Raw genomic sequence first — 25,110 nt, 5'->3', positions numbered from 1 at the left:
CGAGCTCCGATGGGCACAAAGACTGAGCAAGCATCAAGTTCAAACGAACGAGAGGTACTGACATGCAGATACAAGTGAACACCAGCAACGGCGTCCAGAACAAGGACGCCCTCGAACGCTGGGCCAACGAGGAGATCACGCAGTCGCTGGACCGTTTCTCTGCCGACGTGACGCGCATCGAGGTCCACCTGAGCGACGAGAACCACGACCCAAGCGGCGGCGGCGACAAGCGCTGCGCGATGGAAGCACGCGTCGCCGGGCGCCACCCGGTGACCGTGACGCAGCATGCGCCCAGCCTCGACGAGGCCTTTCGCGGCGCGGCAGACAAGCTCAAGCGCGCGCTCGACAGCGCCCTGGGCCGCCACGACAAGCACCGCGACCGCGAATCGATCCGCAAGGATGGCGACACACTCGGCGAATAGGGGCTCATCCGGGTATGCACGAAGGCGCACGACGCCCTCGGCGACTCCAATATGATCGAGCTCGCGAGCGCCATCGAGCGCCATCGCGTGCGCTCAGGCGATTGATGACACAGCAACAAGGAAAGAAATCACCATGGCAAAAGCCTATTGGGTCAGCGCATATCGAGCCGTCAAGGATGCCGACAAACTTGCGGCCTACGCCAAACTGGCCGGCCCCGCCATCACTGCCGGCGGCGGGCGCTTTCTGGCGCGCGGTGTGCCGGCCAAGGTCTACGAGTTCGGGTTGTCCGAACGCACCGTCTTGATCGAGTTCGACAGCGTCGAGCAGGCCACCGCCACGCATGACAGCCCCGACTACCAAGCCGCGCTGGCCGCGCTGGGCGACGGGGCCGAACGGGATCTCCGGATCATCGAAGGCGCTTGAGTTTTGCTCGGTGTCGTCGGTGTCGCATTTCTTCAAGATCGAGGCGCACGACAAAGACTAATGTCGTGCCCATGCCGCACACCGAACGAAGCACCGACATCGAAGACCTGGTCCTGCGTGCCACGGAGGCCCACGCTGCGTTGATGCGTGGGGACCTGCACGGCTATCGCAGCTTGATCAAGGCCACGGACGACTTCACCCTGATGGCCCCGTTCGGCGGCAAGCCGACGCGGGCCGCCGATCTTTCGAACGAACGGTGGGCGTCGATCGCGCGCTTCTTCCGCAACGGCAGGGATTCATCGCTGGAGCTGGTCCAGGCCTATCGCTCGGCCGACATGGTGGTTCTTGCCGCCATCGAACGCACGCATGTCGAAGTCGGCGGGCTGGCGGGGCAGGACTGGTCGCTTCGCGTCACGCTTGTCTTTCGCAAGGAGAAGGAAGAATGGATGCTCGCGCATCGTCATGCCGATCCGCTCGTCGAGGGCATCAGCCTGGAACAGGCGGCCGTACTCGCGCGATCGGCAACTGCCGCTTGAGCTAGCAAAGTCCGGCTGAATACGCGTGGGTTCAGGTTCGGATGGACATGTCCGTTTTCGGCGAGGTGACTCCGGCGGCGTCACTACGATCACGAGCTACTCAACCAACAGAGGAAGCATCGTGAGTCCAAAAGAGACCGTCATTGCTCTCTATGCCGCCTACGGCTCGGGGGACCCGGAGCGAATAGCCGATCTGCTGCATGAGGACGTCGCCTGGGTTGCACCACCAGGCAACGCAACGCAGGTCGCACTCGGACTTGGAAACTCGGAAGACGCCGGGGCGCCGATTGGATCGAACACCCTGGGCAAGCACCAGATCGTTCAATTCATGGCGCACAACTTCCCACGCATGTTCATGAGCCCGAAGAACGAGTTTCGCGCAATGGTTGCAGAAGGCCCAGTCGTGTTTGCCGAACACCGCCTGTCTGCGACCCTGCCAAATGGACGGCAGTACGTGAACGACTATTGCTTTGCCTATGAAGTTCGCGACGGCAAGGTACAGCACATCCGCGAGTACATGGATACGCGAGGTGGCTGGGCGCAGGTCTTCGGCCAAGAAGAACCCCAAACGCTCCTGGCGTTCATCGAACGGTAAGCGAGGCCAGCCGCGGGCGAAGCCGCGAGATTTCCGGGGCAAGCGAGACTTTTTGCCTCGCGCCCACGGCCGGGTGCCGCCAACAATCGCGGCCTCATAAAAACAATTGGAGCCCCGGCCCGTGCCCCCGAAGAAAGAACAACGACGCGGCAGCAGACCCGCCAAGACCCTCATCGCCATCACCGCCCTCGCCCTCGCCTTGAGCGGCTGCAGCACGATGGTGGCGTACACCCCCAAGGCGAAAGAGCCGATTCAGACCCTGAAGTACACCCAGGGCGTCGGCACCGTCGCCGAGAAGAACGAGAGCCATGAGATCTTCATGTACCCGACGTTCCGGACGCAGGGTACGACCATGCCGACCTTCACCATCGGCTACGCCAACAACGGCGGCGAGGCCATCAACTTCACGACGGACAACGTCAAGGCCTTCTTCCGCGGCCAGCCGGTGCCGATTTACACGTACACCGAGCGCATCGCCGAGATCCAGAGCGAGAAGCAGGCCAAGCAGATCGCCCTGGCCATCGTCGGCGGCCTCGCGGCCGGCGCTGCCGCCTACGGCGCGTCGCGCCAGACCTATCGATCGAACTACTCTGGCTACACCGCCGGGCCGCGCGGCGTGAGGACCTTCGCGGGCACCAGCACCGTGCGCGTGTACGACCCGCTCGCCGGCATCGTGGCCGGCGCGGCCGTCGGCGGCGCGACGGGGCTGGGCATCCAGCAACTCGAATACAACGCGCAGAACCAGGAGCAGGCGGCCCATTCGATCCTGCAAGCCAACACCGTCGAGCCGCTGCAGATGGTGACGGGGGATTTGGTGTTGAAGGGGTGCTGCGATCCGTATCCGAAGGGGCAGGATGTGATTCGGTTTGAGGTTACGGCGGGTGGGAGGGTGGCGGTGTTTGAGTTTGAGAGGGTGAAGGTTTCGAAGTAGGTGATTGAGCGTTGATGGGCTCGACGGCCGCTGGCAAAGCTAACTGTCGACGTTCAACGATGTCTGGAAGCGCTGCATTGACGAAGTTGAGGACATGCGTGACCTGCGAAGAGGTGCGGCGTGGAGGGAACCGGATGAAGAAAGCGGTTACCCAATGCGGCACCCACTCAGTTTACGACCATGCGCCCCACCAGCAACACGAACAGCCCACGCAACTTCTACGTGCCCGGCACCCGCTCTTCCGGCACCGGCTTGAATGAGGAGCCGAAGCCGTCTACCGTTCGGCGCGACCTGCTCGCCGCCATCCCTGACTTGGAAATACCGCCGAGAGGCACGAGCCGGACGGCCGCCCTCTACAAGTTCATCGACGGCGACACGCTTTCACACAGGGACAGCCTGGAGCTATCGGAATGGTTGGGTGAAGACATTCTGCAAAACCTCAATCTGCTCGTTCAAATGCAGAAACTGGAGCCCTCATTCGTTCCCATGCTGGACTTGACGACAGGCTTAGCAAGCCAAGCCAGCAAGCTACTCGAACAAGCCCGTAGAAGCGGCCTGAAGTTTGGCGTAAGCGTGAGCGATCACCTTCCGGACATCATCATGCCCGTGCTGGGTAAGGCGATGACAGACGCAAATTCTCACGTTACGAGTATCGACTTTTCGAGTTTGTCGTTCTATGCAAACGAACAAACCGAGGCCACCAGAGCGCTTCTGCGCCGGTACATCAGTGATTCCAAGACGCTGGAATGCGTCAGCGGATCTCCGTCGGTTTTGACACTGCTTGAACAGGGTGTTAAGGAACTCCGGGTGAGTTCCTATGGGTGCTCCTTGGAGAAGTTTTCAACCGAACTGCTTCGCGTCCTGAAGTTGGGCGGCGTCGAGAAATTCTCGCTGGAGCGCAAGGACAGGTCCATGGACCACTCATCGCAATTGGTCGTCCACCAATTGGTTGTCGACGCGGTTGCCGAAGCCAACGCAGGGCTGCCACCGCAGCGCAGCGTCCGGCAGGTTGAACTGAGCACCCGTGGGCTGAGGGCCGACGGCGACATCCGAGATGAAGACCGCGCAAGAATCGTGGACCGCCTGTTCTCGGCAAAGCATGTGACTGCGATTACCCTTCCGGGCCCGAACTGGGTTCCGAGCTTCTCTACCGTACAGAAGGCGCACCAGGAGAGGCGTTGGCTGCAATCGCTGCAATCTCTGACGTTCATGCCATCGGACGGCTACGTCAGCGAGAAGCTCGAAAAGCCCATCACGGAGCAAAAGATGGACTGGCTCCCGCCAATTCTTCAGCGCAACAAGCAAGCCGCACTTTTGGCGACTAGCTATGCAGGGGGTGCGCTCTCCGCTGCCGTGACTTGGAATCTGTTCGAGAACGACCGAACCTTTCATCTGAGCCAACACGCCGGCATCGGGATTGAGCCTCTGGCCAGGCACCTCGGCGAGGCCTTTGCAAACACGAGCTATGCCCAGACGTTGACCGTCCTCAACAAGAGCGCTGCCAATGCAGCAGAAAAAGGCCGCACCGAAGCCGATACGCAATACCAGGAAAATCTCCAGGTCCGGTCGTCAGCTCAGCCCACCGCCGAGGGGTCAACGGGCAGCCACACACATCCCAACCCTCGCGAGGTCTAGGAGCCTTTCGCCGCGATGGCGACCGGTTCGCTCCAAAGCCGGAGGACGGCTATGCAGCGAGTCGATGCTCGCAGAACGGCCGCTCACGATCATCAAGGACCTGTCGCATCGACTGTCTGTAACGCTGCCTTAACGAAGTTCAGGGCCAGGCAAGTCAGAGGCGCCGACCAAGCACTCAACGCCTGCGTCGCAAATCATGTCTGGTGACCAACCGTTCGTAGAGCGATTCCAGTACCAGAGCGATTGGCCCCCCGGTTCCCGCAGCCGTAAGCGACCAGTGCAGCGCGCTGTCTTCCAGCGGCAGAACCGAGCGGATCAGTGCCTCGATGCATGAGCCTTCACGCGCGCGCACTTCGGAACAACGGGCAGCGTCCATGGCGTCGAAGGATGCCTGCAGCCGCTTCATGCGAGCAAGAAAGACCTCGGCATCCAATGATGGAAACGCCCCGTTCACGCGCCTGCAGTCGCTCGTGAACCTCGCCGCCACGCAGGGCGCGTCGCTTAAGGCAACGACAACCCCCACCTTGATGAATTCAGCCGTCCCAATGTCGTGAACGTATCGAAGAATCCTGTACGTATAAGGGCCTTCCATCCCCTCAATATTCCACGAACGCCCCTGCGTTCGCTCTACGAAAAACGTAGAGTCTTGCGCCCTAGATTTCCTTCAGCACCTCCGCCCCCGGCGCTGTCATGCTCGGCCTGAACTCGATCACCTCCACCCGCGCGCACCCGTTCTTGACAAAGGGGTCTTCCTTCAACAGCTTCTCAAGCTCCGCCCGGTCCCCAGACCGCGCCAATATCACGCCCCCCTTGCGCGGCACCTGCCGCCCAGACACAAGAAAAAGCCCGCTGCGGTAGTGCTTCTTCAGCCAAGCAACATGCTTCGGCATCAGCGCATCGAGCTCCGCCAGAGGCCGGACATAGGTCAAGGTCACAACAAACATGATCCAGCAGCCTCAAGCCTTGCGCTTGCGCGCAGGCGGAGCCACAAACCCCAGCATCTTCATCGCACCAGCCAGCGGCTGCTTGGCCGTCCAGTCATGGCGGATCGCAACTGCGCCCGCATCCACGCTTGCAGCGGCGAGGCATCCTGCCGTCCCGTCCAGGCCATTGAGATGCGCATGGTGCGCAAGGGCTCGGGCACCTGCAGGATGGCCAGCGGGAGATGCCGCTGATGCAGCCGGCCACGCATTGCGGCATGGGAGGCGCGGTCCGGGTGGTCTTCGCAGATCCAACCCGAGTCTCGGCATTTAACGCACCGCACGGCTAGCGCGCTTCGCCGCGAGGTACTCGCGCACCTTGTCGGCCGAGTTGCCCACGCCCCTCACGGCGTCGCGTAGCTGCTCAGGCGTGCAGCCCAGGCCCTTCGCCCAATCTCGCACCTCGTAGTCTTGCTCGAGCGAGATGAGCTTCCTGTCGCTGGCGGTCTTGCTGGTGTCGTCAGGCATGGTGTTCTCCCGTTGGTGCGGCCCAGATTCGCGCTGCGTTGCCGGAAGCGTCGAGTAGCCCCGGCAACTCAACTGCTCAGAGGTCGCGATTGCGCCCGCCCAGCGTTGCACAGTACGCGGCGACCAAAGCCCCAATCACCAGGGAGATGAAGATCCAGAGTGACCCGTACGAGGTCGCTTTGCGCGTGGCGTCTGCCGCCGCCTTCGCCTTGTTCCGGGCTTCCTCGACCGAGGCCTTCGCGCGAGCGTAGCTATCGTTCACCCGCTTTTCGGCATCCTGCTGACTCAGGCCCGTGCGTTGCGCAACGACTTGTGCCGCATAGCGGCTGTCTTCCGCAGGAAGCGAGCCCGTGCGCAGGGCGTTGGCAAAAATGCGGCTGAGCTCTGCTGTTGAAGCCGAGTCGCCGGCTGGTGCGCCGCGGCCCGAGGCTCCCGTCGATGCGCCAGGGTCCGTGCTGGTCGATGCGGGTTGAGCGCCAGGGTCCCTTCGGAGCAAGGAATCGACCCAGTAGCCCATCGGGCCGCTGGAGGTCTCTTCGCCGGGGCGGCTGACTGCCGCCGCGCCCACGGCACCGGTTGCCATCCCACTCGCGACGCTGCTCGCCACTCCCGCTCCGACCCGTGCGCCGGCGCTCAACGTGGAGCCGACGACAGACGCCAGCAGAGCCGAGGTGATCAAGGTCGCCACGCCCCAGGCGAGAAATCCGTGCGCGGTGTCACGGAAGCGCGCCTCGTCGGTGTGGACACCGCTCCATTTGGTTCTCAGGCGACCGGCGAGGTATCCGCCGAGACCGGATGCAGCCACCTGCGTGAACGTGATCCAGAAGATGCCGGCGATGCCGATCGTCTTCGCTTCTGCGCCTTCACCTTCCCAGGGCGAGGTCATCCCCAGGCCCATCCCCGTGCCAAGCAACAGCATGATCAGCGAAAGTGCGGCCGCAGCCGTTGCACCGGCAAAAATGGCGGGCCATGAAACGCCGCTGCGAACGGTGTCATCGGCCTCCACCCGCTCGGCGCGAATCGTGGCGCCCGGAACTGGAACCGTGTCGTGTGTATACGCGCTCATCTTCGTCTCCTTTAGATGGGAAGCCCGATGGGAGGTGTTGCGCGCGGTCGCTTCTGTACGTCAGACGCGCTTTGGGGAGTAGGTCGCGCACTCATGGCAACTCTCCACGCGCCTGCGCGCCGCGCGCTCGGCGGAGCGCTGAGACGTGAATCACGGCGGAAGCATCACACCCTCCGGAGCGCCGAATCGTCGCAGCGCTCACCTACGCCTGGCAGCGCTTGTCCCTCACAAGACAGTCCACGGCGTCCTCCTAAAAAGTCAGTGGCGGCCTCGATCTGAGGTTGAACGACCACTTCCAGGAGACATCATGAAACAGGGAATCATCGCCATAGCTGCCGTTATCGGACTACTGAGCCTGACGGGCGCACCGCTTGCTCAAACAAGCGCGGTACCCGCGACACCTGACCCGGCCAAAGGGGGGCAAGCGAGCACAAAAACGCCCGCTGGAGTGGCGAATCCAACGCAGCGACCCGACGGAAGCAATCCTGCATCCCGTGAAGTCGTGAAATCCGAAGCCCGGACGGAGAACCGCAATCCGGCCAATACGAAGGTTCCGAAGGGTGAGCCTTCGACTATGACCAACAATCAGCCCAATGCTGCTCAGCCTACCGGTGCCATGAGTCGTGCCGAGGTGAAGCCGAGCAAGACCGATCTGAAACCGCAGGCGGGTGTGAAGGGCGAGCGGCCTGATGTCCCAACAAACCCCAAGGAGAAAACCGGAACCCCTCAATAATCGGTAGACGAGACGTGGGTCGGGCCACCGTGGCCCAAAGCAGTCTCCCGAGCGCGACAAACATGATCCAGCCGCTTCAAGCCTTGCGCTTGCGCGCAGGCGGAGCCACGAACCCCAACATCTTCATCGCACCAGCCAGCGGCTGCTTGGCCGTCCAGTACCCCGCCCAGGGGTCCTCCGTCTGAAACGACAAATACTCCCGCGCAGTCGCAACAGTCCACTGCGCGCCGCTCTTCAGCTTCGCCAGATCATCCCAACTCACCGGCATCGACACCCCCAGCCCAGGCCGCGCCCGTGCCGAGAACGCCGCCGCCGTCGTCGCACCATGCCCATTCCGCAGATAGTCCACAAACAGCTTGCCGACTCGATTCGAAGGCCCGCTCTTCGCCACGAAGCGTGACGGAATGGTCCTCGCCAGGTGCTGCACCACCGCCTGCGAAAACCCCTTGACGGTGTCGTAGTCGAAGCGCGGCGCCAGCGGCACAACGACATGCAGCCCCTTGCCCCCGCTCGTCTTCAGCCAGGACGCCAACCCAAGCTCCGAGAGGATCGTGCGCACGAGCGTCGCCCCCTCCTGCACCTGTTGCCAATTCGTGCCCTCCCCGGGATCGATGTCGAAAATCATGCGGTCCGGCTTGTCGATGTTCCTGGCCAGCGAGTTCCAGGTGTGGAACTCGATGACGTTCATCTGCGCCGCGCTGGCGAGTGCCTGCGCGGTGCCGACTTCGAGCAGCGCGCCATGGCCCGGCCAAAGGTCCGGGTCCAGGTTCTTCAGGCCGGGGATGCTGATCTTGTCGTCATGCTTCTGGAAGAACAGCTCCCCGGTCACGCCGGTCGGCCCACGCACGAGGGAGCATGGACGGCCCTTGAGATGCGGCAGTATCCAGTCGGCGACCGACTCGTAGTAGCGCACGAGGTCGAGCTTGGTGAGTTTGCTGCTGGGGTCGATGATCCGCTCGGCATTGCTCACCTTGATGCCGCCGACCGCGGTCTTGCCCGCAGACCTCACCGGCGCGGCGTCGAGCTGCTTCGCGGTTTCGCGCACGATGGTCTTCGCCGGCTTGTCGGTGCGTAGCGCGACGTAGGTGGCATGCCGGATCTGGCCGTCAGGCGTCCACTCTGCGAAGGAGACCTCGGCGACGAGCCGTGGTTCGACCCAGCGTTCGCTGCCGGCCGGGCGCCTCGACCATCGCCCCGGCTTGGCTGCACCTGCCGCAAACGGCGGCTTCGGAATTTCGAGCTTCGAGAGCTTGCGCTTGAGGCTCGTGGCTTCGCTCGAATCCCATCCGGTTCCGACGCTGCCCACCGACACCAGCTCGCCGCCCGGTGCATGCACGCCCAGCAGCAGGCTGCCGATCTGGGGAGAGCCGTCGCTGCGGTCCGTGTAGCCGCAGACGACGAACTCCTGCCGCTGCTTGCACTTGAGCTTGAGCCAGGTCTCGGTGCGTCGCGAGACATACGGTGCGTCGGTTCGCTTGGCGATCACGCCCTCGAGGTTCATGCGGCACGCGGAGCTCAGGATGGACGCCGGGTCCGCTTCGAAGTCGGCGCTGTAGCGCACGTGGTCGGTACTGCGTTCGTCGAGCAGGGCCTTGAGGAGCTTGCGGCGTGACAGCAGGTCCACACCTCGCAGGTCGTATCCTTCGAAGTAGGGCGCGTCGAACAGAAAGTAGGTGATGTCTGCGTTAGTGGCTCGGCTGTCGAAGGCCTGCTGCAAGGCATTGAAGCTGGGCATTCCGCTTTCGTCCATCACGACGATCTCTCCGTCGAGCCAGGCGGACCCGACGCCCAGTTGCTCCAGTTCGTGGATGAGCGTCTTCATCTTGGCCGACCAGTCGTGGCCTCCGCGGGTGATGATCGACGCCTTGCCGTTCTTGATTCGCGTCATCACGCGATAGCCGTCGAACTTGATCTCATAGACCCACTGGCCGTCGGCAGGCACACCGGTGGCCAGCGTGGCCAGTTGCGGGGCGATCTTGTCCGGCATGGGCGCCTTCACCGCGCCTGGAACGCCGGAGTCCTGGCGTTCAGATGCTTTCGATGTCTTGTTGCCTGCTCCCGCCTTGGCGCTCGCCTTCAGCGGCTTGGCAATCACGCTGTCGGGGAGCGCGGTCACGACGTCGAACTCGGCCCTGGGGCGGGCGAACTCGTCGCGCTTCTTGAACAGGATCCAGGGCTCCTGCTTCTCGCCGCCCTTGGCGATTTTCACGAGCTCCCACAAGCCCGCCATCTTCTGGCCGTGCAGGTGGAAGACCAGCTTTCCCTTTGCAAGGCTTTCGCGCGGGTCGCCGACGGGCTCCCAGGTTCCGTTGTCCCAGACGATGACGGTTCCCGCGCCGTACTGCTTCGGGGGAATGGTTCCTTCGAACGAGCCGTACGACAGCGGATGGTCCTCGACGTGAATGGCCATGCGCTTGTCGGCGGGGTCGTAGCTCGGACCCTTGGGCACGGCCCACGAGAGCAGGACACCATCCAGCTCGAGGCGGAAGTCGTAGTGCAGCCTGGACGCCGCGTGCTTCTGGATGACGAAGCTGAGCGACTTGCCGGCTTTGCCCTTCTGTCCGCGCGGCTCCGAGGTGATCGAGAAATCGCGCTTCGACCAGTAGCGTGCGAGCGGGTCTGAGGACGAGCCAGGTGCAGCCATGTGCCGAGAATACCCCGCACCGCAGCTACTCGAAGCCTCTGAACTTCATGGCCTCCCTCGCGTAGCGCGCCTCTTCACTCGGCGTCAACATGGCCTCGATCTGCTCCAGCTCCATGCATTCGAGGTCATACGCCACCCATTCGAAAAGCCGCGACTTCGGCATGTCCTCCAGCTCGTCCTCGTCGACCCAGTCCTGCAGCCGCTTCGGCGCGCTGTCGAGCAGCATTCGCAGATAGATGGCCCGCTTGATCTTCAGGTCGCTCAGGTCCTGCGCGGTCATCGCCAGCTGCAGTATCACGACATGGTTCTCCCACGCGAGCTCGCGCCCCGGCCGCTCCTTCAGCCGCGTCGACCGGTCCTGTGCGCGTGACGACCACGCCACCCGCCGGCTCTGCGCGACCGCCCTGGCATGGGCGAGCCCTTGCAAACTCCGGAGTGCTGCTTGAACGATCGGGCGCATGGTGAGGCGCATCAAACAGTCGAGTGCATCCCTGCGCAAGTAGGACGATGATGGCTTCCGCGGCAGTCGCAAGCGGACTTCATGTCAAAAGACATGACGGAAGTAACGAATGGCAGGTCCACCTACGCATTGCATCGCTTCTGTCCCAAGGCGCGGTTCCCGGCGCGTCACCTACCTTGGGCGCTCCCGACGCCAACGAGATGAGAAACCGCCATGCGCACCGCAGCCCTTGCCCGCCCCGCCCAGCCCCCTTCCAAATTCCTCCTGCTGGCCGAGAGCCGCGTGCTCTGGGAAGCCAGCGCGACGCTTGCGCTCTGGCCGCTGCTTCAATGTGCGCCGCGAGGCGATGGCCATTCGGTCATCGTGCTGCCCGGCCTGGGCGCCGGCGACGGCTCGACGGAGCTGCTTCGGCGCTATCTCGAAAGCCGCGGCTACGCCGTGCAGGGCTGGGGCCTGGGCACCAACTGCGGCCCCTTGCCGGGTGTCGAGAGCGGCTTGCTGGATCTGCTGCGTCGCCAGCACGAGCGCTCGGGCAAGGTGAGCCTGGTGGGCTGGAGTCTCGGCGGCGTGTTCGCTCGCATGCTCGCCAGCAAAGTCCCCGAGGCCGTGCGCGGCGTCATCACCCTCGGCAGCCCCCTGCACGGCAGCCCGAAAGCCACCCGCGCGGCCAAGGCCTACGAACTGCTGAGCGGCCAGCCGGCCAACGACCCCCGGCGCCAGCGCTGGGTCAGGGCCACGCCGCTGGTGCCCGCCACCTCCATCTTCAGCCGCTCCGACGGCATCGTGTCGTGGCGCAGCAGCGTCGAGGAAGAGACGCCGTCCTCCGAGAACATCGAGGTCGAGGCGAGCCACCTCGGCTTGGGCGTTCACCCGGCCGTGCTCTATGCGGTGGCAGACCGGCTGTCGATGCCGGAGAACAGTTGGGCGCGCTTCGCCGCGCCGGCGGCCCTGCGTCCGTTCTATCCCGACCCGGCCAGGCCTTGAGGGGGCCGTTCGCTGTAGGCCATTGCCTCTGGCATTTGTTGCCGCTCAGGCCTACCCTCTTCACATGGCTGATTTGTACCGCCGCCTTGCCGTCTTCGTGGACCGTCCGAGTCCCGGCAACTTCGTCTGGGTTCTGATCGAAAGCACGGACGACCCAGCTGTCTGGCTCGACCTGGAGACCGGCGAGGAGGGCTTCGACAACTGGCGCGACGCGTACGACGCCGGCAACGAGGCTCTGATGGCGTACGTCGACGACGAGCTTGCCGGCCCGGTAGAGGCGTCGCCGGACGACACCGACGCCGACTAGCCTACAGCCTTGAACGAAGTTCGGGGCTTTGCTGCCGGGCACGCGCCGGCGAGTGTTGTCGCATGGACAGCAGCAACGATGGGCCCAAATCCTTCCTGCATCGTGGGCGCCGCGTCACCATCACGCATTGGACGGACGGCGGCAAGATCCACGCGCGGGCGGAAATTCACCAGGCGAACAAGCTGGTCTGCGTGCTGTCGAGGTCCGGCACCGTGGAGCGGGCGCACAGGCTCCTCTCCGGCCTGCACGCCGCTGCCATCAAATGGGCCGAGCACCACGCGGCCGTGTCGAAGCGGCCGACGCAGTGGACGCCTCGCATTGCTGCGACTAGACCCGCACCTCGCTGATCTTCGAGCCCTGGAGCGAAACCCCCGCCTCCAGCCCCAGGTTGGTCAGCACGAAGCCGACCACCGGCTGACGCATCGTGTTGGTGTCGATCCTGCCGTTGGCGCCCATGGTCACAGCGGCGACCGAGGCGTCGGCGCCCGCCGTCCAGCCCTTGCTGTTGCGGAACTTGTCCAGCGCGTCCTGCGTGGTGAAGAGGTAGATCACGGCCCTGGAATGCGCCCCGGCCTGGAAGCCGATCGAGCCGCCCGTGGTGCTGTAGTAGGCCTGGGTCCGGTTGCCCACGCGCAGCGCGCCGCGCCCGTACTCGGCGCCGACGCCCAGGCTCCCGCCAATCACCGACGGGAACACCAGCACGCCCTTGGACTTGGCGACCATCTCGCGCGAATCCGGTACGGCGTTGTAGAGCTTGGAGAGCGTGGCGTCGATCTGCGCGTCGATGGACGTGCGCGCCGATGCGCTGCTTGCGTTGTCGTCGGGCCGTGTCGTGGTGCAGCCGACGAAGGCAATGCTGCTGGCGGCAAGAGCTGCCGCGGTGAAGACGGTGCGGAGCTTGAGGGTGTTCATGGCCGGTCCTTTCGTAACCTTACGATGCAATTCCTGCTTGCGAACGGTGCCAGTCCGTTGCGCATCGAGGTGTAGGACGGCCCTGCGGGGGCACAGCCAGCCTGGCGCCTCCACTTCTGCACTCGTCGAGTTGTCCAGATCAGCTCGCCGGCCCCTGCAACGCACCCTTCCTCCGCTCACCAAGAGCCCCCGCCCCCGCCGCCTTCAGAAGCCGTCGAAACGTGGGGCACTCCATATGACTCGGCGCCGGGCAAACCGCAGCATGCCGAAGCCCGTCGCGCATCGCACTCAACTTCCGAATCGTCCTGTCCAGCTCATCCGCCTTCGCCGCAAGCATTTGCCGGTCAAGCCGCGGCTGCCCCTCCGGCGCGAACATGTGCGCGATCTCGTCAAGCGTAAAACCGGAGGCTCGCCCCAGCGAGATCAGCGCCAGCCGTTCGATCACGCCGGGGTCGAACAGCCGCCGCAGCCCGCGCCTTCCGGTGGAGGCGATCAGCCCCTTCTCTTCATAAAAGCGCAGCGCCGACGCCGGGACGCCGGATTGCTGTGCGACCTCGGCAATGTCCAGGTGTCTCATGCTCGTACTCGTGCTCTTGACTTGAAGTCGGCTTGAAGTTGCACAGTCTAGCTTTCGCCCCCTGGGCCAGCAGAGGAAAGATGACCATGGACACCACCACACCCCAGTCCGGCAACGACCAGACGGCCTTCTGGAACGGCCGCGCCGGACGCGCCTGGGTCGACGAACAGCAGGTGCTCGACGCCGTGCTTCAGCCCTTCGAAGACCTGCTCGTCGAAGAGGTCGGCACCACGACCGCGCAGCGCGTGCTCGACGTCGGCTGCGGCACCGGCAGCACGACGCTCGCCATCGCGCGGCGGCTCGGCGCCACGGGCAGCAGCATCGGCGTCGACGTCTCGGAGCCGATGATCGCCCTCGCACGGGCGCGCGCCGAACGCGAAGGCGTGCCGGCCAGCTTCGTCTGCGCCGACGCGCAGCGCCACGCCTTCGAGCCCGCGAGCTTCGACATGATCGTCTCGCGCTTTGGCGTCATGTTCTTCGACGATCCGGTCCTGGCCTTCGCGAACCTGCGGCGGGCGGCAAGCAAGGATGCGAGGCTCCACGCCATCGTCTGGCGCAGCGCCGCGGAAAACCCGTTCATGACGACGGCCGAGCGTGCTGCGGCACCACTGCTGACCCTTCCCCCTCGGCAGCCGGGCGCGCCGGGCCAGTTCGCCTTCGCGGATCGCGGGCGAGTTGCTTCCATCCTCGAATCGAGCGGCTGGAGCGGCATCGACATCCAACCGATCGATGTCACCTGCACCTTGCCCGAGAAGGAACTGGTCGGCTATTTCACCCGGCTGGGTCCAGTCGGCTTGGTGCTTCAGGACGCGGACGAGCGGACGCGTGCGCGCGTCATCGCAACCGTCCGCGCGGCCTTCGACCCGTTTGTGCAGGCAAGCGAAGTTCGCTTCTCTGCCGCCTGCTGGAGGGTTAGCGCGGGCGCCGCCTAGCTAAGCTAGCCCGCGACGAGGAAGCGAACCAGAGCCACGAGACACCCCGCAGCAAAGAACGCTGCGAGGGTTGTCGGCACCAGGCCGAAAGGCCCCTTCTTCGCTTCCTGCCGCGCAGGCGAGGCGACGCTGGGCATCCTCTGCGTCGTCTCGAACGAGGGGCTGAACGGGTTGTAGAGCGCGCCGCCCGGGCTCACGAAGTCTGCCTCGGCGCTCTGCGGATCGACGCCTGCGGGCTTGCGCGCACCGGCCTCGATGGACAGCGCCTTCTCGCCTTCGGCTGCCAGTAATGGCGCGCCCAGGGCCAGCGAAAGCGCGGCCACCCACAAGACAGCCCATGCCCGGCGCGCTCGATGCTTTCGGTTGGCCACGAAAGCCCCTAGCGAGTTGCCAAGCCCCAGCTACTGACCGCCGCCCGTCGGCTTGTGCGCCTGATGGTTGCCGAAAGTGAGAGGGAAGGCAGCCTGGTTGCAGACCAACGCGGGCGTCGTCCCTCCCGTCGGGGTAATGATGACGCTGGCCGTGTCCTTCGTGCCAGGCTCTCCGCCATCGGTGAAGGTGAAGACGATCGTTGCGGGCTGGCCGTTGAAGGTCCCGGTTCCTTCGCCAAGGAATGTGTCGAAGGGCGCATTCGGCGGCTGCTGGATCGCGGCGGTATCGCTGCAAAGGCCCTTGGTCAACGTGGTCAGGTGGAAGTTGTCACCACCGGAAAAATTGATCTCGAGGTTGTTCGGCTCCGCAGGGTCGGCGCCTTCGAACGCGCCGCCGGTTCCGCAGTGCAACTCGAATCCGTGGGTCACTCTCTGGGTCCCACCGTAGTAGGGGCAGAAAAAGCTGCCGCCGCCAGTCATTCGGCCCGGTTCGTGGGCCCACGCAGGACTCATCACCATCATCGCCACCGCTGCTGCACCAGCGCAGAACACGGCCATACCGCAAGGCTTGTCCATGATCCCTCTCCTGCCCCGCCACGGGCGGTGAAACCAGGGCCGAAGCCGATCGCCTCATGACGTCGAACATGCTGTGACAGACGCTCAGCCCGTCGGGCGCAAATGTTGTACGCCCAAAACGGGGGGGCCTCCATATGGCGGATGGCCTACCTTGGCTCAGTACTGCAGCTTCGGATACCAATCGGTCCCGCGTCCCTCCGGCGTCAAGTCCAGGATGGTCCAGAGCGATGCGATATCGGGCGCGTCGCGCGGGTCCTGCCCCGGGTCGGCCATCTCGCGCGACATCTCATCGGGCACGGCCGCTCGCGCTGCGGGCCGTACATCCTTTCATGGCTTGCTCCTGTGGATGGCCATTTCAAGTTGGAACTTGCATGCTCGACGCGGGGTAGGCAAGGCGTCCCGCGGTGCGAAGGCCTCGTCCTGCAATGCGCTGCGTTCAATCGCACCGCAACCGAAACGCCTGCACCGGCCGCGCAAACCCCTTCAACACCAGCGCCCCCGCCGCCTCGCCGTCCACGATGCCTTCGATCGCCCCCCACACGCGCTGCGACACCAGGACCTCGCCCCCTTGCGCCTCCCCGCACAGCCGCGCCGCCAGGTTGGTCACGGTGCCGATCGCCCCGTAGTCGATGCGCCCGGGAAAGCCAATTCCGCCCAGCGTCGCGAAGCCCTGCGCGATGCCCACGCCCATCTGCAGCTCGTGCCCGCGCTTGCGCCAGCGCTCGGCCAGCAGCGCCACGTCGCCCTGCATCGCCAGCGCCATGCGTGCCGCACGCGGCGCCGGGTCGGGGATCGGCGTGGGGTCGTTGAAGAACACCATGATCCCGTCGCCGGTGAAGCGTTCGAGCGTGCCTTCGAACTCGAGAATGCGCCGCCCCATCGCCGCGTGGTAGTCGGCGAGCACGGCCATCACCTCCTCCGGGTCGGCGGTCTCGGTGAAGGCGGTGAAGCCGCGCAGGTCGAGAAAGACGACGGTGATCTCGCAGCGGTGGCTCTTCAGCGGATCTTCGGCGCCGCCGTTGACGATGGCCTCGGCGAGCTGCGGCGAGAAGAAGCGCCGCAGCCGGCCGACCCGCTCGAGCTCCTGCACGCCCTCTTGCACCCGCTGCTCCAGCGTGCGGTTCCATTCGGCCAGCGCGCTCCGTTGGCGCTCGACCTCGTCGTACAGCTGCTTGATGCGAAGCAGCGACTTCACGCGCGCCAGCAGCTCGGCCTGCGCCACCGGCTTGCTCAGGAAGTCGTCGGCGCCGGCCTCCAGGCCCTTCACGCGCTCCACCGCCGGGTCGAGCGCGGTGACCAGCACCACCGGCAGCATCGCGTGCGCCGGATCGGCGCGGATGGCGGCGCAGACCTCGTAGCCGCTCATCCCGGGCATCATCACGTCGAGCAGCACCAGGTCGGGTTTCTCGTCGGCCAGCTTGCGAAGCGCTTCGGGGCCGGAGGCCGCGGTCACCGACCGGTAGCCCTTGGCGCCCAGCAGGTCGGCCAGCAGCTTGGCGTTGAGCGGCGTGTCGTCGACGACGAGAATGGTCGCGCTCAAGACAATGCCCCCACGCTTGTCACTTCGTGTACTGCGCTGCCCCCCGAGGGGGCCTTCGCGCCTTCGGGCGGCCGGGCGGCGCTCATCGGACAGGGCGCCCTTCCCGCAGCATGCGCTGCACGGTCTCGCGAAACTGCTGCAGCTGGATCGGCTTGGTGATGAAGGCATCGAAGCCGGAGCTGACGATCTTCTGCTGTTCGTCGGGCATCACCGAGGCCGACACCGCCAGCACCGGCACCGCGTCGAGCGCGGCATGGCGGCGGATCTCGCGCAGCACGGCGATGCCGTCGATGTCGGGCAGCTGGATGTCCATCAGCACCAGGTCGGGCTGCGCGTCGACGGCCAGGCGCAGGCCCTCGCGGCCGGTCGCCGCCTCGAGCGTGGCGTGGCCTGCGTGCTGGAGGATGTCGCGCACCAGCTTCATGTTCTTCTCGTTGTCCTCGACGATCAGGATGGTGCTCATGCTGTTTCTCCCCGCGTCATTCGATCACCCGGTCGGCCTGCAGCAGCAGCGACGGCGTGACCGACAGGCCAAGAGCCTCGGCGGTTTTCCGGTTGATGACCAGCTCGTAGCGGGTCGGCTGCTCCACCGGCAGGTCGGCGGGCTTGACGCCATCGAGGACCTTCGCGACGTAGTAGGCGACGCGCTCGAACAGGAAGCGCAGGTTCACGCCGTAGGAACACAGGCCGCCGGCAAGCACGTGCTCCTGCAGAGCATAAATGGCGGGCAGCCGGTGCTTCAGCGAGAGCTCGGCCAGCAGCGTGCGGTGCTGCAGCAGGAAGGGGCTTTCGATGGGCGACAGTGCCGTGCCGTGCCGCGTTGCGAACGAGGCGAACAGGCTGCCCCATTGCGTCGGGTCGGGAGCCGCCTCGATGAACTCGAAGCCCAGGCGCAGCTTGCGTGCGGCCGCCTCGCTCTCGCGCACCCACTGGACCACGAGCGGAACATCCAGCGCGCCGGGACCGGTGCAGAAGCCGATCACTCGCCGGGTACCCGGGTACAGCTCCTTCATCAGCTCGAGCCTCTTGCGCACCAGTTCGGTGGAGATCAGCGTCAGGCCGGTGATATTGCCTCCGGGGTGCGCCATGCTGTCGACGAGCCCGGCGCCGACGGCATCGGCGCTCACCATCACGACAGGGACGGTGAGCGTCGCGGCCTTCGCGGCACTGGTCGCGATGGTGCCCACGGTCCAGATCACGTCGACGCCGAGGCCCACGAGCTCGGCCGCGAGCTCGGGCAGCCTGGCGTAGTTGCCGGCGGAATTCCGTGCTTCGATCACGATATCCGGGTAGCCGAACTCGCGCATTGCCTTGCGGAATCCGTCCAGCGTGTCCGCGCTCGGCGGCCCGCCTTCGGAAAGGCGGCCGATCTTCGCGGCTCGTGCGCCAGCAGGCGCCGCGCGCGCGAGGCCGGCCAGCGCAGCTGCGGCGAGGAGCATCGTGACGTCGCGCCGTTTCATTCGATCACCTGGTCGGCGCTCACCAGCACGCTCTGCGGAATGGTCAGGCCGAGCGTCTTGGCCGCCTTGAGGTTGACGGCGAGTTCCAGCTTGGTGCCCTGCTCGAAGGGGATGTCGCCCGGCTTGGTGCCCTTGAGGATCTTGTCGACGAAGCCGGCGGCGCGGTAGAAGAGCGCGGACCAGTCGCCCTGGTAAGACAGCAGGCCGCCGGCCTCAAGGTAGGCCGCGCCGCCCCAGACCGACGGCAGGCGGTGCTTCACGCACAGCGCGCCGAGCTTGGCGCGCTCGGTCCAGATCATGGGGTCCGCCAAGAGAGCGACCGCGTTCGTGCCTGCGCCGACGATGGACGCGAAGGCGGGCTCGAAATCATCCGGCCCGCGTACCGCCTCGATCTGCAGCGCCACGCCGAGGGCCGGCTCCCAGCTGGCCACGCCGCGGGCGAGTTCCTCGCGCGGCAGGGTGTTCGGATTGAACACGATGGCAAAGCGGCGCGCCGCCGGCAGGATATCTTTGAGCAGTTGCAGGCGCTTCTGCAGGAGGCCGTCGAACGCGGCCGAGATGCCGGTGATGTTGCCGCCCGGGCGTATGTGGTCGGCGACCAGTCCCGACTTCACCGGGTCATCCACGCCCACGGCGACGATCGGCAAGGTCTTCACCGCCTCCTTCGCGAGCAGCGCCGGGCGCGGGCTGGTGGTCATCAGGATGTCGATGTCGCTTCGGAGCAGTTCGTCCAGCAAGGCGGGCAGCCGGTCGAACTTTCCCTCGGCCCAGCGCATTTCGATGGACAGGTTCCGCCCCTCGACATGGCCGAGCTCGCGCAGCCCCTGGCGCAAGGGCTCGATCTGGGTGCGCAGCGTGATCGGGTCGGGGGTCGAGGCGCTGAGGAGGCCCAGCCGCGCCTTGCCGGCCGTCCGCGGCTGTGCGCCTGACGGCGCGGCGAAAGCCGCGAGCGCGGCGACGATCGCCGCGCGGCGGGACAGCGGGATGACGAGTCGGTTCGATGTCATTCGATCACCTCGTCGGCGCTCACCAGCACGCTCTGCGGAATCGTCACGCCGAGCGCCTTCGCGCCTTTCAGGTTGATGACCAGCTCCAGCTTGGTGCCCTGCTCGAAGGGGATGTCGCCCGGCTTTGTGCCCTGGAGGACCTTGTCGACGAGCACGGCGGCGCGGCGGTACAGCGCGGGCCAGTCGCCCTGGTAGGACAGCAGGCCACCGGCGTCGAGATAGGCACCGCCGCCCCAGATGGACGGCAGCCTGTACTTCAGGCACAGCTCGCCGAGTTTCGCGCGGTGGACCCAGATCACCGTGTCGGCCAGCACGGCGACGGCATCCGTGCGTTCGCGAGCAATCGCGGCGAACGCGCTTTCGTAGTCCTCCGGGACCCGTATCGCCTGCAATAGCACCGTGATGCCCAGGCCCTGTTCCCAGCGCGGCACCGACCCGGTCATGCTTTCGCGCGCGACGCTGTCCGGGTTGAACAGCACGGCGAAGCGCCGCGCCGTCGGCACGACCTCCTTGAGCAGCTGCAGGCGCTTCTGCAGCATGCCGTGGAAGGCGGCCGAGATGCCGGTGATGTTGCCGCCCGGCCGCGCGTGGCTCGCGACCAGGCCCATCTGCACCGGGTCGTCGACCGCCACGGCGACGATCGGCAGGGTCTTCGTCGCATCCTTGGCGACCAGCGCCGGGCGTGGCCCGGAAGCCACCAGCACATCGGGGCCGAGTTGCAGCAGTTCGTCGAGCAGGCCCGGCAGCCGCTCGTAGCGGCCATGGGCCCAGCGGAGGTCGATGGCCAGGTTCTGCCCCTCGACATGGCCCAGTTCGCGCAGCACTTGGCGAAACGGCTCCACCGTGGTGCGCAGGCTGATCGGGTCCGCGATGCCGGCGCCGAGGAAGCCCACCCGCGCCTTGCCCGCGGGCGCCCGCGGCTGCGCCCCGAGCCCTGCGGCCAGCCCGGCAAGCGCCGCGGCCATCGCGGCGCGCCGCGACAGCGCGATCCTTGCCCCGTTCGATGTCATGCCGATCACTCGTGGACGCGCCCCCATGTTCCTCCTCTTGCCCTCGGCGATCAATCCTGTTGTTCATGCAACGAATCCCTCAGCGCTCGCCGCGGCAGGACGAAGGCGAAGGTCGAGCCCTGCCCCAGGGCGCTCTCCACCCGAAGCGTGCCGCCGTGCAGCTCCACGAAGCGCCTGGCCAGCGCCAGCCCCAGGCCGGTGCCCTCGGCCTTGCGCAGGTAGTCGCCGCCGGCCTGGCGGAACTCTTCGAACACCAGCGCCTGCTGGTCGGCGGCGATGCCCACGCCGGTGTCGACGACGGCGATCTCCACCGCATCCTCGAGCGCGCGTGCACGCAGCGTCACGCACCCGCCGGCCGGCGTGAACTTGACGGCGTTCGACAGCAGGTTGATCACCACCTGCTTGAGCTTGCGCGCATCGGCCACCCAGTCGCCGAGGGCCGGGTCGATCTCCAGCGCCAGCGTCAGCCCGTGGCGCAGCGCGCGCTCGCGCACCAGCGTGACGGTGTTGTCGAGCAGCATCGGCAGGTGGAAGCTCGACAAATCCAGCTCCATGCGGCCGGCCTCGATCTTCGAGAGGTCGAGGATGTCGTTGATCAGGCTCAGCAGGTGGTGGCCCGAGGCGTGGATGTCCTTCAGGTATTCGAGCTGCTTGTCGTTGACTTCGCCGAACATGCGCTCGGCGAGCACCTCGCTGAAGCCGATGATCGCGTTCAGCGGCGTGCGCAGCTCGTGCGACATGTTGGCCAGGAACTCCGACTTGTGCTTGTTCGCCAGCTCGAGCTGATGGCCCTTGTCCTGGATTTCGCTGAACAGGCGCGCGTTCTGGATCGCGATGACGGCCTGGTCGGCAAAGGTCTTGAGGAGCGCCAGCTCCTTGGCCGAGAAGGGGCTCGTCGGATCGCGCAGCACCAGCACCGCGCCGACGCCGCGCTGGTCCCACAGCATCGGCGCGATCGCGATGGAGAAGTCGCCGGTGGTTGCGGCCACGTCGCGCAAACCCGCCGGTGCGTCCGCGGCATCGAGCACCACGGGATAGTGAACGACGCGCCGCTCGCGCAGCGCGAGCCCCGTCGCGCTGCCTTCCAGCGGGCGCGGAAAGGCGCCGACGATGGCGCGCAGCAGCTGCTCGCGGGGGCCGCGAAAGCCGCCGTTCTGCAGCATGCCGGCATCGTCGACCAGCGCGATGCCCAGCCCGCTCGCCGAGAGAAAGCGCTCGCAGCTGCCGAGGATGGCGTCGAAGGCCGGCCGCGCGTCGGCCACCGAGCTGCTGATGACCCGCAGCACCTCGGCGCTGGCGGTCTGCTGCGCGAGCGCCTCCTGGGTCTCGTTGATGAGCCGCAGGTTCTCGATGGCGATCGCGGCCTGCCCGGCGAAGGTTTCGAGCAGGTCGATCTGGCGCTGCGGCGTCGTGCCGGGGGCGGTCCAGGCCACCGCGATCGCCCCGATGGGCGCGCCGTCCTTCAGCAGCGGCACGCCCAGCATGCGGCGCCATTGGCCGGTGGCCGCGGTGGAGTGGTCGTAGTCGGAATCGGCCGAGGCGTCGTCGATGGTTACCGCCTTGCGCAACGCGATCACCCGGCCGCTGAGCATGCGCGTGTCCGGCGGCCCGGGGTAGAAGCGCGCCGCGTTCTCGATGGCCGATGGCGACCAGTTGCGGTGCGCCACCAGGTACACCAGCCGCCCGTCGTAGCGGAACACGGCGGCGGTCAGGCTGCCGAGCAGCCGCACCGCACAGTCGAGGATCGCCTCGAAGACCGGCTGCACGTCGGTCGGCGATTCGCTGATGACGCGCAGCACCTCGCTGATGGCGGTCTGGTAGGCGAGCGATTCGCTCAGTTCGGCGGTGCGCAGCTCGACCTTGCGTTCCAGCTCCGCATACGACTCGCGCAACTGCGCGGCCATCTGGTTGAACTGCTCGGCCAGCCCTTCGAGCTCGTCGCCCGTGTGGACCTCGATGCGCCGGTCCAGGTCGCCGGCGCCGATCTGCGCCGCGCCGGCCTGCAGCGCGCGCAGCGGGCGCACCAGCGCGCGCGCCAGGAAGAAGGTGGCGGCCATCGAGGCCAGCAGCGCCAGCACGAGCACAAGGCCCATGCGCTGCAGCATGACGTACAGCGGCGCGAAGGCCTCCTTGCGGGGCGACTCGACGAACACCGTCCACCCGAGCGAGGGGATGGGCATGTGCGCCGCCAGCATGCGCTGACCAGACAGGTCGCGCGCAGGCGCCTGCGACGCGTCGGAGCCGGGCCGCAACCCGGCCGCCACCTGCGGCAGTGCGGCCATGTCGGTCTTCTTCAGCACCAGGCTGATGTCGGGGTGGGCGATCAAGGTGCCCTCGGCATCGATCACGTAGGCCAGGCCCTTCGCTCCGATGCGGATGCGCGAGACCACGTCCCACACGAACTTCAGGTTGAGCTCGGCCATCGTGACGCCGCCGCCGGGCCCGGCGGGGCGCGCGAGCGTCATGTAGGGCTCGGTGCCCATGCGGAAGTAGACCGGGCCGAACCAGGTGCGGCCCTCGATCGCGCTGCGAAAGCCCGGCTCGGCCGACCGGTCGACGCCGCGGCCCAGCTCGTTCATCGCCAGCCGGGAGACGCGCAGCTGCTCGCGCCCGGCGCCGTCGATCCACGCCACGTCGGTGATGGCCGGCGCCTGGCGCAGCAGCTTGAGGTACTCGATGTAGCGGGCCTCGCGCGGATCGCTGCCGGGCGTATCGACGCGCGGCAGCGCGGTCCAGCCCAGCTGCTGCTCGATGTTCAGCACGTACTGCTCGATGCGCGTGGCCGCGGCCTGGGCCTTCTCGGCCTGCAGCGCCACCACGTGGGCCTGGTTCTCGCGATAGGAGAAGTAGGTGACGACAGCGCCGCTCGCGACGAGCATGCTGCAGACCAGCGCGATGATCAGCAGCGCGTACTTGGGGAACAGGTGCCAGCGGCGCGCCGGGCGTGCCCGTGCGCCCTTCTGCTGCACAGGGAGCGGATCCGCCGGCGCTGGCGCCGGTGGCGCGCGAACCATCTCCGAATCCGCGTCGACGAGCATGGACACCTCCGGATGGCATTGTGGTTCAGTCGCGCGATGGCGCACAGGGGGCCGCCCACGGCGCGGACTCGCGGCGTTGTGCCTTCCTGCGACAAGTGATAGGGTCGAACGCCTGCCCGCTCGACCGAACGACACGACGAAGAGAGGTGCCCCATGGGAGACCCGCTACATCCGCTGCAACCCGGAGACCCGGCGCCCGCGTTCACGCTCCCCGCGGCCAACCGCGAAGGCAGCCTCTCCCTCGCCGACCTGCGTGGCCGCCCCTTCCTGATCGGTCTGTTTCGCGGGCTGCACTGCCCCTTCTGCCGGCGCCAGGTGACGCAGCTGGCCGAGATCCAGCCGGCCCTGCGCGCCGAGGGGATCGAGACCGTGGCGGTGATCAACACGCCCGTGGAGCGCGCCCGCATGTACTTCCGCTACCGCCCGGTGCCGCTGCTGCTCCTGGCCGACCCGGCTTGCGGCACGCACCGGGCCTTCGGCGTGCCGGCCGTCGAGTTCCTGCCCGACGGCAGCACAGAGCCGGCCCAATGGCCTTCCCGCACGCGCATGGCGGACTTCGAGGCGGCACGCGTCAATCCCACCGGCGAGCTGCCCGAGGGCATGCAGCCGATGGCCGCCAATGCCGCGCTCAACGCCAAGGACGGCTTCGAGCCCGACGAATCCGACAGCGCGATCATGGCGAGCCATGCCACGCAGCTGGTCGGGCACTTCCTGATCGATGGCGCCGGCACCATCGCCTGGGCGAACATCGAAGCGCGCGATGGGCCGAGCAGCCTGTGCTACTTTCCGGACGCGGCGCAGATCATGGCCGCGGCGGGTGCCCTCGAGCGCTGATCTGGGAACTGCACCGCTTGTCCCTGCTCTGGCGAATCCTGGCGATCCTGTTTCTTGCGCTCGCGATCGTCGGCGTTGTGCTGCCGCTTCTCCCGACGGTTCCCTTCCTGCTCCTGGCCGCGTGGTGCGCGGGGCGCGGATGGCCGGCGCTCGAGCAATGGCTGCTCGGGCATCCGCGCTACGGGCATTCGCTTCGTGAATGGCGCCGGGGCCAGGTCGTGTCTCGCCGCGCGAAGTGGGCGGCCAGCGTCTCCATGGCCTCCGGCGCTCTGGTCCTGCAGTTCGCGCCAGTGCCGCTGGCGGCGAGGATCGCGGTCCCGCTGATCATGCTGGCCGTGTCGATCTGGCTCTGGCGAAGGCCTGAGCAGTAGGCCCGCGCGGCGCGGCATCGCTTACGCACGAACTTCTTCTTGCCTGACACCGTGGCGCCGTCGCAGCCGCCACGCTCGAAGCGTGCCGATCGTCCATTTGCAAGGAGACACCATGAACACGAAGGAACAGCCCAAGACGACTCGCGAGAGCGTCAAGGACAACATGGAGAAAAGCACCGAGGACCAACCCGGCGAGTTTCGCGACGAGGCCAACGAAGACAAGGTGGTCGAGATCGGGAAGGACGTGACGAAGAATCCGATCGAGGGCATCGACCCCAAGGAATGACGGCTCCGGCC

Annotated in this window: 30 protein-coding genes and 1 pseudogene; 14 read left to right on the top strand and 17 right to left on the bottom strand. The window is 66.4% G+C overall.

Annotation, left to right across the window (positions count from 1 at the left end; all coding sequences use genetic code 11):
• Nucleotides 1–62: 62 nt before the first annotated feature.
• The 6 genes from AC3A6X_RS27910 (at nt 63) to AC3A6X_RS27885 (ending at nt 4,543) form a co-directional block, all read left to right on the top strand.
• Nucleotides 63–422: an HPF/RaiA family ribosome-associated protein gene (locus AC3A6X_RS27910; RefSeq protein WP_487845195.1), complete on the top strand. Its 360-nt coding sequence runs from the start codon at nt 63–65 to the stop codon at nt 420–422.
• A 133-nt stretch (nt 423–555) separates the two neighbouring features.
• Complete coding sequence (locus tag AC3A6X_RS27905; protein WP_309959857.1) at nt 556–846, top strand: DUF1330 domain-containing protein; 291 nt, start codon at nt 556–558, stop codon at nt 844–846.
• A gap of 71 nt (nt 847–917) precedes the next feature.
• Entirely contained in the window at nt 918–1,382 is a 465-nt protein-coding gene (locus AC3A6X_RS27900) for a nuclear transport factor 2 family protein (protein ID WP_487845194.1), read from the top strand.
• A 121-nt stretch (nt 1,383–1,503) separates the two neighbouring features.
• Nucleotides 1,504–1,977: a nuclear transport factor 2 family protein gene (locus AC3A6X_RS27895; RefSeq protein WP_487845193.1), complete on the top strand. Its 474-nt coding sequence runs from the start codon at nt 1,504–1,506 to the stop codon at nt 1,975–1,977.
• Nucleotides 1,978–2,098: 121 nt separating this feature from the next.
• Nucleotides 2,099–2,908, top strand: coding sequence for a hypothetical protein (locus tag AC3A6X_RS27890; RefSeq protein WP_487845192.1), 810 nt, complete (start codon nt 2,099–2,101; stop codon nt 2,906–2,908).
• A gap of 180 nt (nt 2,909–3,088) precedes the next feature.
• The gene (locus AC3A6X_RS27885; RefSeq protein ID WP_487845191.1) at nt 3,089–4,543 is read left to right on the top strand and encodes a hypothetical protein; all 1,455 of its coding nucleotides are present in this window, start codon (nt 3,089–3,091) and stop codon (nt 4,541–4,543) included.
• 175 nt (nt 4,544–4,718) lie between these two features.
• Here the strand turns inward: AC3A6X_RS27885 and AC3A6X_RS27880 are convergent, their stop codons facing one another.
• The 4 genes from AC3A6X_RS27880 to AC3A6X_RS27865 form a co-directional block, all read right to left on the bottom strand.
• A complete protein-coding gene (locus AC3A6X_RS27880) occupies nt 4,719–5,135 on the bottom strand; it encodes a DUF3037 domain-containing protein (protein ID WP_487845190.1) in 417 nt (138 codons plus the stop codon).
• A 61-nt stretch (nt 5,136–5,196) separates the two neighbouring features.
• Nucleotides 5,197–5,487, bottom strand: a complete 291-nt coding sequence (locus AC3A6X_RS27875) for a YciI family protein (protein WP_487845189.1) — start codon at nt 5,485–5,487, stop codon at nt 5,197–5,199.
• A 306-nt stretch (nt 5,488–5,793) separates the two neighbouring features.
• Nucleotides 5,794–5,991, bottom strand: a complete 198-nt coding sequence (locus tag AC3A6X_RS27870) for a DUF3606 domain-containing protein (protein WP_487845188.1) — start codon at nt 5,989–5,991, stop codon at nt 5,794–5,796.
• A 76-nt stretch (nt 5,992–6,067) separates the two neighbouring features.
• The gene (locus tag AC3A6X_RS27865; RefSeq protein WP_487845187.1) at nt 6,068–7,057 is read right to left on the bottom strand and encodes a hypothetical protein; all 990 of its coding nucleotides are present in this window, start codon (nt 7,055–7,057) and stop codon (nt 6,068–6,070) included.
• Between the two features lie 307 nt (nt 7,058–7,364).
• On the opposite strand from AC3A6X_RS27865, the gene AC3A6X_RS27860 reads away from it, so the two are divergent.
• Complete coding sequence (locus AC3A6X_RS27860) at nt 7,365–7,790, top strand: serine/threonine protein kinase (RefSeq protein ID WP_487845186.1); 426 nt, start codon at nt 7,365–7,367, stop codon at nt 7,788–7,790.
• 76 nt (nt 7,791–7,866) lie between these two features.
• On the opposite strand, the gene ligD is transcribed toward AC3A6X_RS27860, so the two are convergent.
• Nucleotides 7,867–10,434: a DNA ligase D gene (gene ligD, locus AC3A6X_RS27855; protein ID WP_487845185.1), complete on the bottom strand. Its 2,568-nt coding sequence runs from the start codon at nt 10,432–10,434 to the stop codon at nt 7,867–7,869.
• Nucleotides 10,435–10,459: 25 nt separating this feature from the next.
• Entirely contained in the window at nt 10,460–10,906 is a 447-nt protein-coding gene (locus AC3A6X_RS27850; RefSeq protein ID WP_487845184.1) for a hypothetical protein, read from the bottom strand.
• A 201-nt stretch (nt 10,907–11,107) separates the two neighbouring features.
• On the opposite strand from AC3A6X_RS27850, the gene AC3A6X_RS27845 reads away from it, so the two are divergent.
• The 3 genes from AC3A6X_RS27845 to AC3A6X_RS27835 all read left to right on the top strand — a co-directional run bounded on the left by AC3A6X_RS27845 (nt 11,108) and on the right by AC3A6X_RS27835 (nt 12,532).
• On the top strand, nt 11,108–11,878 hold the full coding sequence (locus AC3A6X_RS27845; protein WP_487845183.1) for an esterase/lipase family protein: 771 nt from the start codon (nt 11,108–11,110) through the stop codon (nt 11,876–11,878).
• A gap of 64 nt (nt 11,879–11,942) precedes the next feature.
• Complete coding sequence (locus tag AC3A6X_RS27840) at nt 11,943–12,185, top strand: hypothetical protein (RefSeq protein WP_487845182.1); 243 nt, start codon at nt 11,943–11,945, stop codon at nt 12,183–12,185.
• A gap of 62 nt (nt 12,186–12,247) precedes the next feature.
• Nucleotides 12,248–12,532 carry a hypothetical protein gene (locus AC3A6X_RS27835; RefSeq protein ID WP_487845181.1) on the top strand — a complete coding sequence of 95 codons (285 nt, stop codon included), beginning with the start codon at nt 12,248–12,250 and terminating at the stop codon, nt 12,530–12,532.
• Here AC3A6X_RS27835 and AC3A6X_RS27830 read toward each other — a convergent pair.
• Nucleotides 12,513–13,097, bottom strand: a complete 585-nt coding sequence (locus AC3A6X_RS27830) for a BPSL1445 family SYLF domain-containing lipoprotein (RefSeq protein ID WP_487845180.1) — start codon at nt 13,095–13,097, stop codon at nt 12,513–12,515. The two genes, AC3A6X_RS27835 and AC3A6X_RS27830, sit on opposite strands and share 20 nt — an antisense overlap.
• Nucleotides 13,098–13,236: 139 nt before the next feature.
• On the bottom strand, nt 13,237–13,674 hold the full coding sequence (locus AC3A6X_RS27825) for a helix-turn-helix domain-containing protein (RefSeq protein WP_487845179.1): 438 nt from the start codon (nt 13,672–13,674) through the stop codon (nt 13,237–13,239).
• Nucleotides 13,675–13,754: 80 nt separating this feature from the next.
• On the opposite strand from AC3A6X_RS27825, the gene AC3A6X_RS27820 reads away from it, so the two are divergent.
• Nucleotides 13,755–14,606: a class I SAM-dependent methyltransferase gene (locus AC3A6X_RS27820; RefSeq protein ID WP_487845178.1), complete on the top strand. Its 852-nt coding sequence runs from the start codon at nt 13,755–13,757 to the stop codon at nt 14,604–14,606.
• 5 nt (nt 14,607–14,611) lie between these two features.
• Here AC3A6X_RS27820 and AC3A6X_RS27815 read toward each other — a convergent pair whose 3' ends face one another.
• From AC3A6X_RS27815 to AC3A6X_RS27775, 9 genes and pseudogenes are all read right to left on the bottom strand, one after another.
• Entirely contained in the window at nt 14,612–14,977 is a 366-nt protein-coding gene (locus AC3A6X_RS27815) for a hypothetical protein (protein WP_487845177.1), read from the bottom strand.
• A gap of 30 nt (nt 14,978–15,007) precedes the next feature.
• Nucleotides 15,008–15,553, bottom strand: a complete 546-nt coding sequence (locus tag AC3A6X_RS27810) for a hypothetical protein (protein ID WP_487845176.1) — start codon at nt 15,551–15,553, stop codon at nt 15,008–15,010.
• 156 nt (nt 15,554–15,709) lie between these two features.
• Nucleotides 15,710–15,841 (bottom strand): annotated as a pseudogene (locus AC3A6X_RS27805) (DUF899 domain-containing protein); the annotation flags it as partial.
• Between the two features lie 148 nt (nt 15,842–15,989).
• Nucleotides 15,990–17,093 carry a response regulator gene (locus AC3A6X_RS27800; protein ID WP_487845175.1) on the bottom strand — a complete coding sequence of 368 codons (1,104 nt, stop codon included), beginning with the start codon at nt 17,091–17,093 and terminating at the stop codon, nt 15,990–15,992.
• A gap of 82 nt (nt 17,094–17,175) precedes the next feature.
• A complete protein-coding gene (locus tag AC3A6X_RS27795; protein ID WP_487845174.1) occupies nt 17,176–17,556 on the bottom strand; it encodes a response regulator in 381 nt (126 codons plus the stop codon).
• Between the two features lie 16 nt (nt 17,557–17,572).
• Entirely contained in the window at nt 17,573–18,553 is a 981-nt protein-coding gene (locus AC3A6X_RS27790; RefSeq protein WP_487845173.1) for an ABC transporter substrate-binding protein, read from the bottom strand.
• Nucleotides 18,550–19,560 carry an ABC transporter substrate-binding protein gene (locus AC3A6X_RS27785; RefSeq protein ID WP_487845172.1) on the bottom strand — a complete coding sequence of 337 codons (1,011 nt, stop codon included), beginning with the start codon at nt 19,558–19,560 and terminating at the stop codon, nt 18,550–18,552. The genes AC3A6X_RS27790 and AC3A6X_RS27785 overlap by 4 nt, the downstream gene beginning before the upstream one ends.
• Nucleotides 19,557–20,624, bottom strand: coding sequence for an ABC transporter substrate-binding protein (locus AC3A6X_RS27780; RefSeq protein ID WP_487845171.1), 1,068 nt, complete (start codon nt 20,622–20,624; stop codon nt 19,557–19,559). The genes AC3A6X_RS27785 and AC3A6X_RS27780 overlap by 4 nt, the downstream gene beginning before the upstream one ends.
• Entirely contained in the window at nt 20,621–23,608 is a 2,988-nt protein-coding gene (locus tag AC3A6X_RS27775) for a GAF domain-containing protein (RefSeq protein WP_487845170.1), read from the bottom strand. The genes AC3A6X_RS27780 and AC3A6X_RS27775 overlap by 4 nt, the downstream gene beginning before the upstream one ends.
• Before the next feature lie 153 nt (nt 23,609–23,761).
• Here AC3A6X_RS27775 and AC3A6X_RS27770 point away from each other — a divergent pair, with 153 nt between their 5' ends.
• The 3 genes from AC3A6X_RS27770 to AC3A6X_RS27760 all read left to right on the top strand — a co-directional run bounded on the left by AC3A6X_RS27770 (nt 23,762) and on the right by AC3A6X_RS27760 (nt 25,099).
• The gene (locus AC3A6X_RS27770; protein ID WP_487845169.1) at nt 23,762–24,442 is read left to right on the top strand and encodes a peroxiredoxin-like family protein; all 681 of its coding nucleotides are present in this window, start codon (nt 23,762–23,764) and stop codon (nt 24,440–24,442) included.
• A 17-nt stretch (nt 24,443–24,459) separates the two neighbouring features.
• Complete coding sequence (locus tag AC3A6X_RS27765) at nt 24,460–24,813, top strand: YbaN family protein (RefSeq protein WP_487845168.1); 354 nt, start codon at nt 24,460–24,462, stop codon at nt 24,811–24,813.
• A 112-nt stretch (nt 24,814–24,925) separates the two neighbouring features.
• A complete protein-coding gene (locus AC3A6X_RS27760) occupies nt 24,926–25,099 on the top strand; it encodes a hypothetical protein (RefSeq protein WP_309959824.1) in 174 nt (57 codons plus the stop codon).
• The last annotated feature ends 11 nt before the right edge of the window (nt 25,100–25,110 follow it).

It is taken from the genome of Variovorax sp. Soil_C_12 (assembly GCF_057657375.1).
This window is presented reverse-complemented; position numbering and strand designations above follow the sequence as displayed.

Coding starts and splice junctions, on each gene's coding strand:
- AC3A6X_RS27910 (WP_487845195.1), top strand. CDS start 63: ATGCAGATACAAGTGAACACCAGCAACGGCGTCCAGAACAAGGACGCC.
- AC3A6X_RS27795 (WP_487845174.1), bottom strand. CDS start 17,556: ATGAGCACCATCCTGATCGTCGAGGACAACGAGAAGAACATGAAGCTG.
- AC3A6X_RS27900 (WP_487845194.1), top strand. CDS start 918: ATGCCGCACACCGAACGAAGCACCGACATCGAAGACCTGGTCCTGCGT.
- AC3A6X_RS27880 (WP_487845190.1), bottom strand. CDS start 5,135: ATGGAAGGCCCTTATACGTACAGGATTCTTCGATACGTTCACGACATT.
- AC3A6X_RS27785 (WP_487845172.1), bottom strand. CDS start 19,560: ATGACATCGAACCGACTCGTCATCCCGCTGTCCCGCCGCGCGGCGATC.
- AC3A6X_RS27865 (WP_487845187.1), bottom strand. CDS start 7,057: ATGAGCGCGTATACACACGACACGGTTCCAGTTCCGGGCGCCACGATT.
- AC3A6X_RS27820 (WP_487845178.1), top strand. CDS start 13,755: ATGACCATGGACACCACCACACCCCAGTCCGGCAACGACCAGACGGCC.
- AC3A6X_RS27870 (WP_487845188.1), bottom strand. CDS start 5,991: ATGCCTGACGACACCAGCAAGACCGCCAGCGACAGGAAGCTCATCTCG.
- AC3A6X_RS27905 (WP_309959857.1), top strand. CDS start 556: ATGGCAAAAGCCTATTGGGTCAGCGCATATCGAGCCGTCAAGGATGCC.
- AC3A6X_RS27875 (WP_487845189.1), bottom strand. CDS start 5,487: ATGTTTGTTGTGACCTTGACCTATGTCCGGCCTCTGGCGGAGCTCGAT.
- AC3A6X_RS27775 (WP_487845170.1), bottom strand. CDS start 23,608: ATGCTCGTCGACGCGGATTCGGAGATGGTTCGCGCGCCACCGGCGCCA.
- AC3A6X_RS27840 (WP_487845182.1), top strand. CDS start 11,943: ATGGCTGATTTGTACCGCCGCCTTGCCGTCTTCGTGGACCGTCCGAGT.
- AC3A6X_RS27860 (WP_487845186.1), top strand. CDS start 7,365: ATGAAACAGGGAATCATCGCCATAGCTGCCGTTATCGGACTACTGAGC.
- AC3A6X_RS27885 (WP_487845191.1), top strand. CDS start 3,089: ATGCGCCCCACCAGCAACACGAACAGCCCACGCAACTTCTACGTGCCC.
- ligD (WP_487845185.1), bottom strand. CDS start 10,434: ATGGCTGCACCTGGCTCGTCCTCAGACCCGCTCGCACGCTACTGGTCG.
- AC3A6X_RS27810 (WP_487845176.1), bottom strand. CDS start 15,553: ATGGACAAGCCTTGCGGTATGGCCGTGTTCTGCGCTGGTGCAGCAGCG.
- AC3A6X_RS27835 (WP_487845181.1), top strand. CDS start 12,248: ATGGACAGCAGCAACGATGGGCCCAAATCCTTCCTGCATCGTGGGCGC.
- AC3A6X_RS27770 (WP_487845169.1), top strand. CDS start 23,762: ATGGGAGACCCGCTACATCCGCTGCAACCCGGAGACCCGGCGCCCGCG.
- AC3A6X_RS27830 (WP_487845180.1), bottom strand. CDS start 13,097: ATGAACACCCTCAAGCTCCGCACCGTCTTCACCGCGGCAGCTCTTGCC.
- AC3A6X_RS27790 (WP_487845173.1), bottom strand. CDS start 18,553: ATGAAACGGCGCGACGTCACGATGCTCCTCGCCGCAGCTGCGCTGGCC.
- AC3A6X_RS27845 (WP_487845183.1), top strand. CDS start 11,108: ATGCGCACCGCAGCCCTTGCCCGCCCCGCCCAGCCCCCTTCCAAATTC.
- AC3A6X_RS27825 (WP_487845179.1), bottom strand. CDS start 13,674: ATGAGACACCTGGACATTGCCGAGGTCGCACAGCAATCCGGCGTCCCG.
- AC3A6X_RS27760 (WP_309959824.1), top strand. CDS start 24,926: ATGAACACGAAGGAACAGCCCAAGACGACTCGCGAGAGCGTCAAGGAC.
- AC3A6X_RS27850 (WP_487845184.1), bottom strand. CDS start 10,906: ATGCGCCTCACCATGCGCCCGATCGTTCAAGCAGCACTCCGGAGTTTG.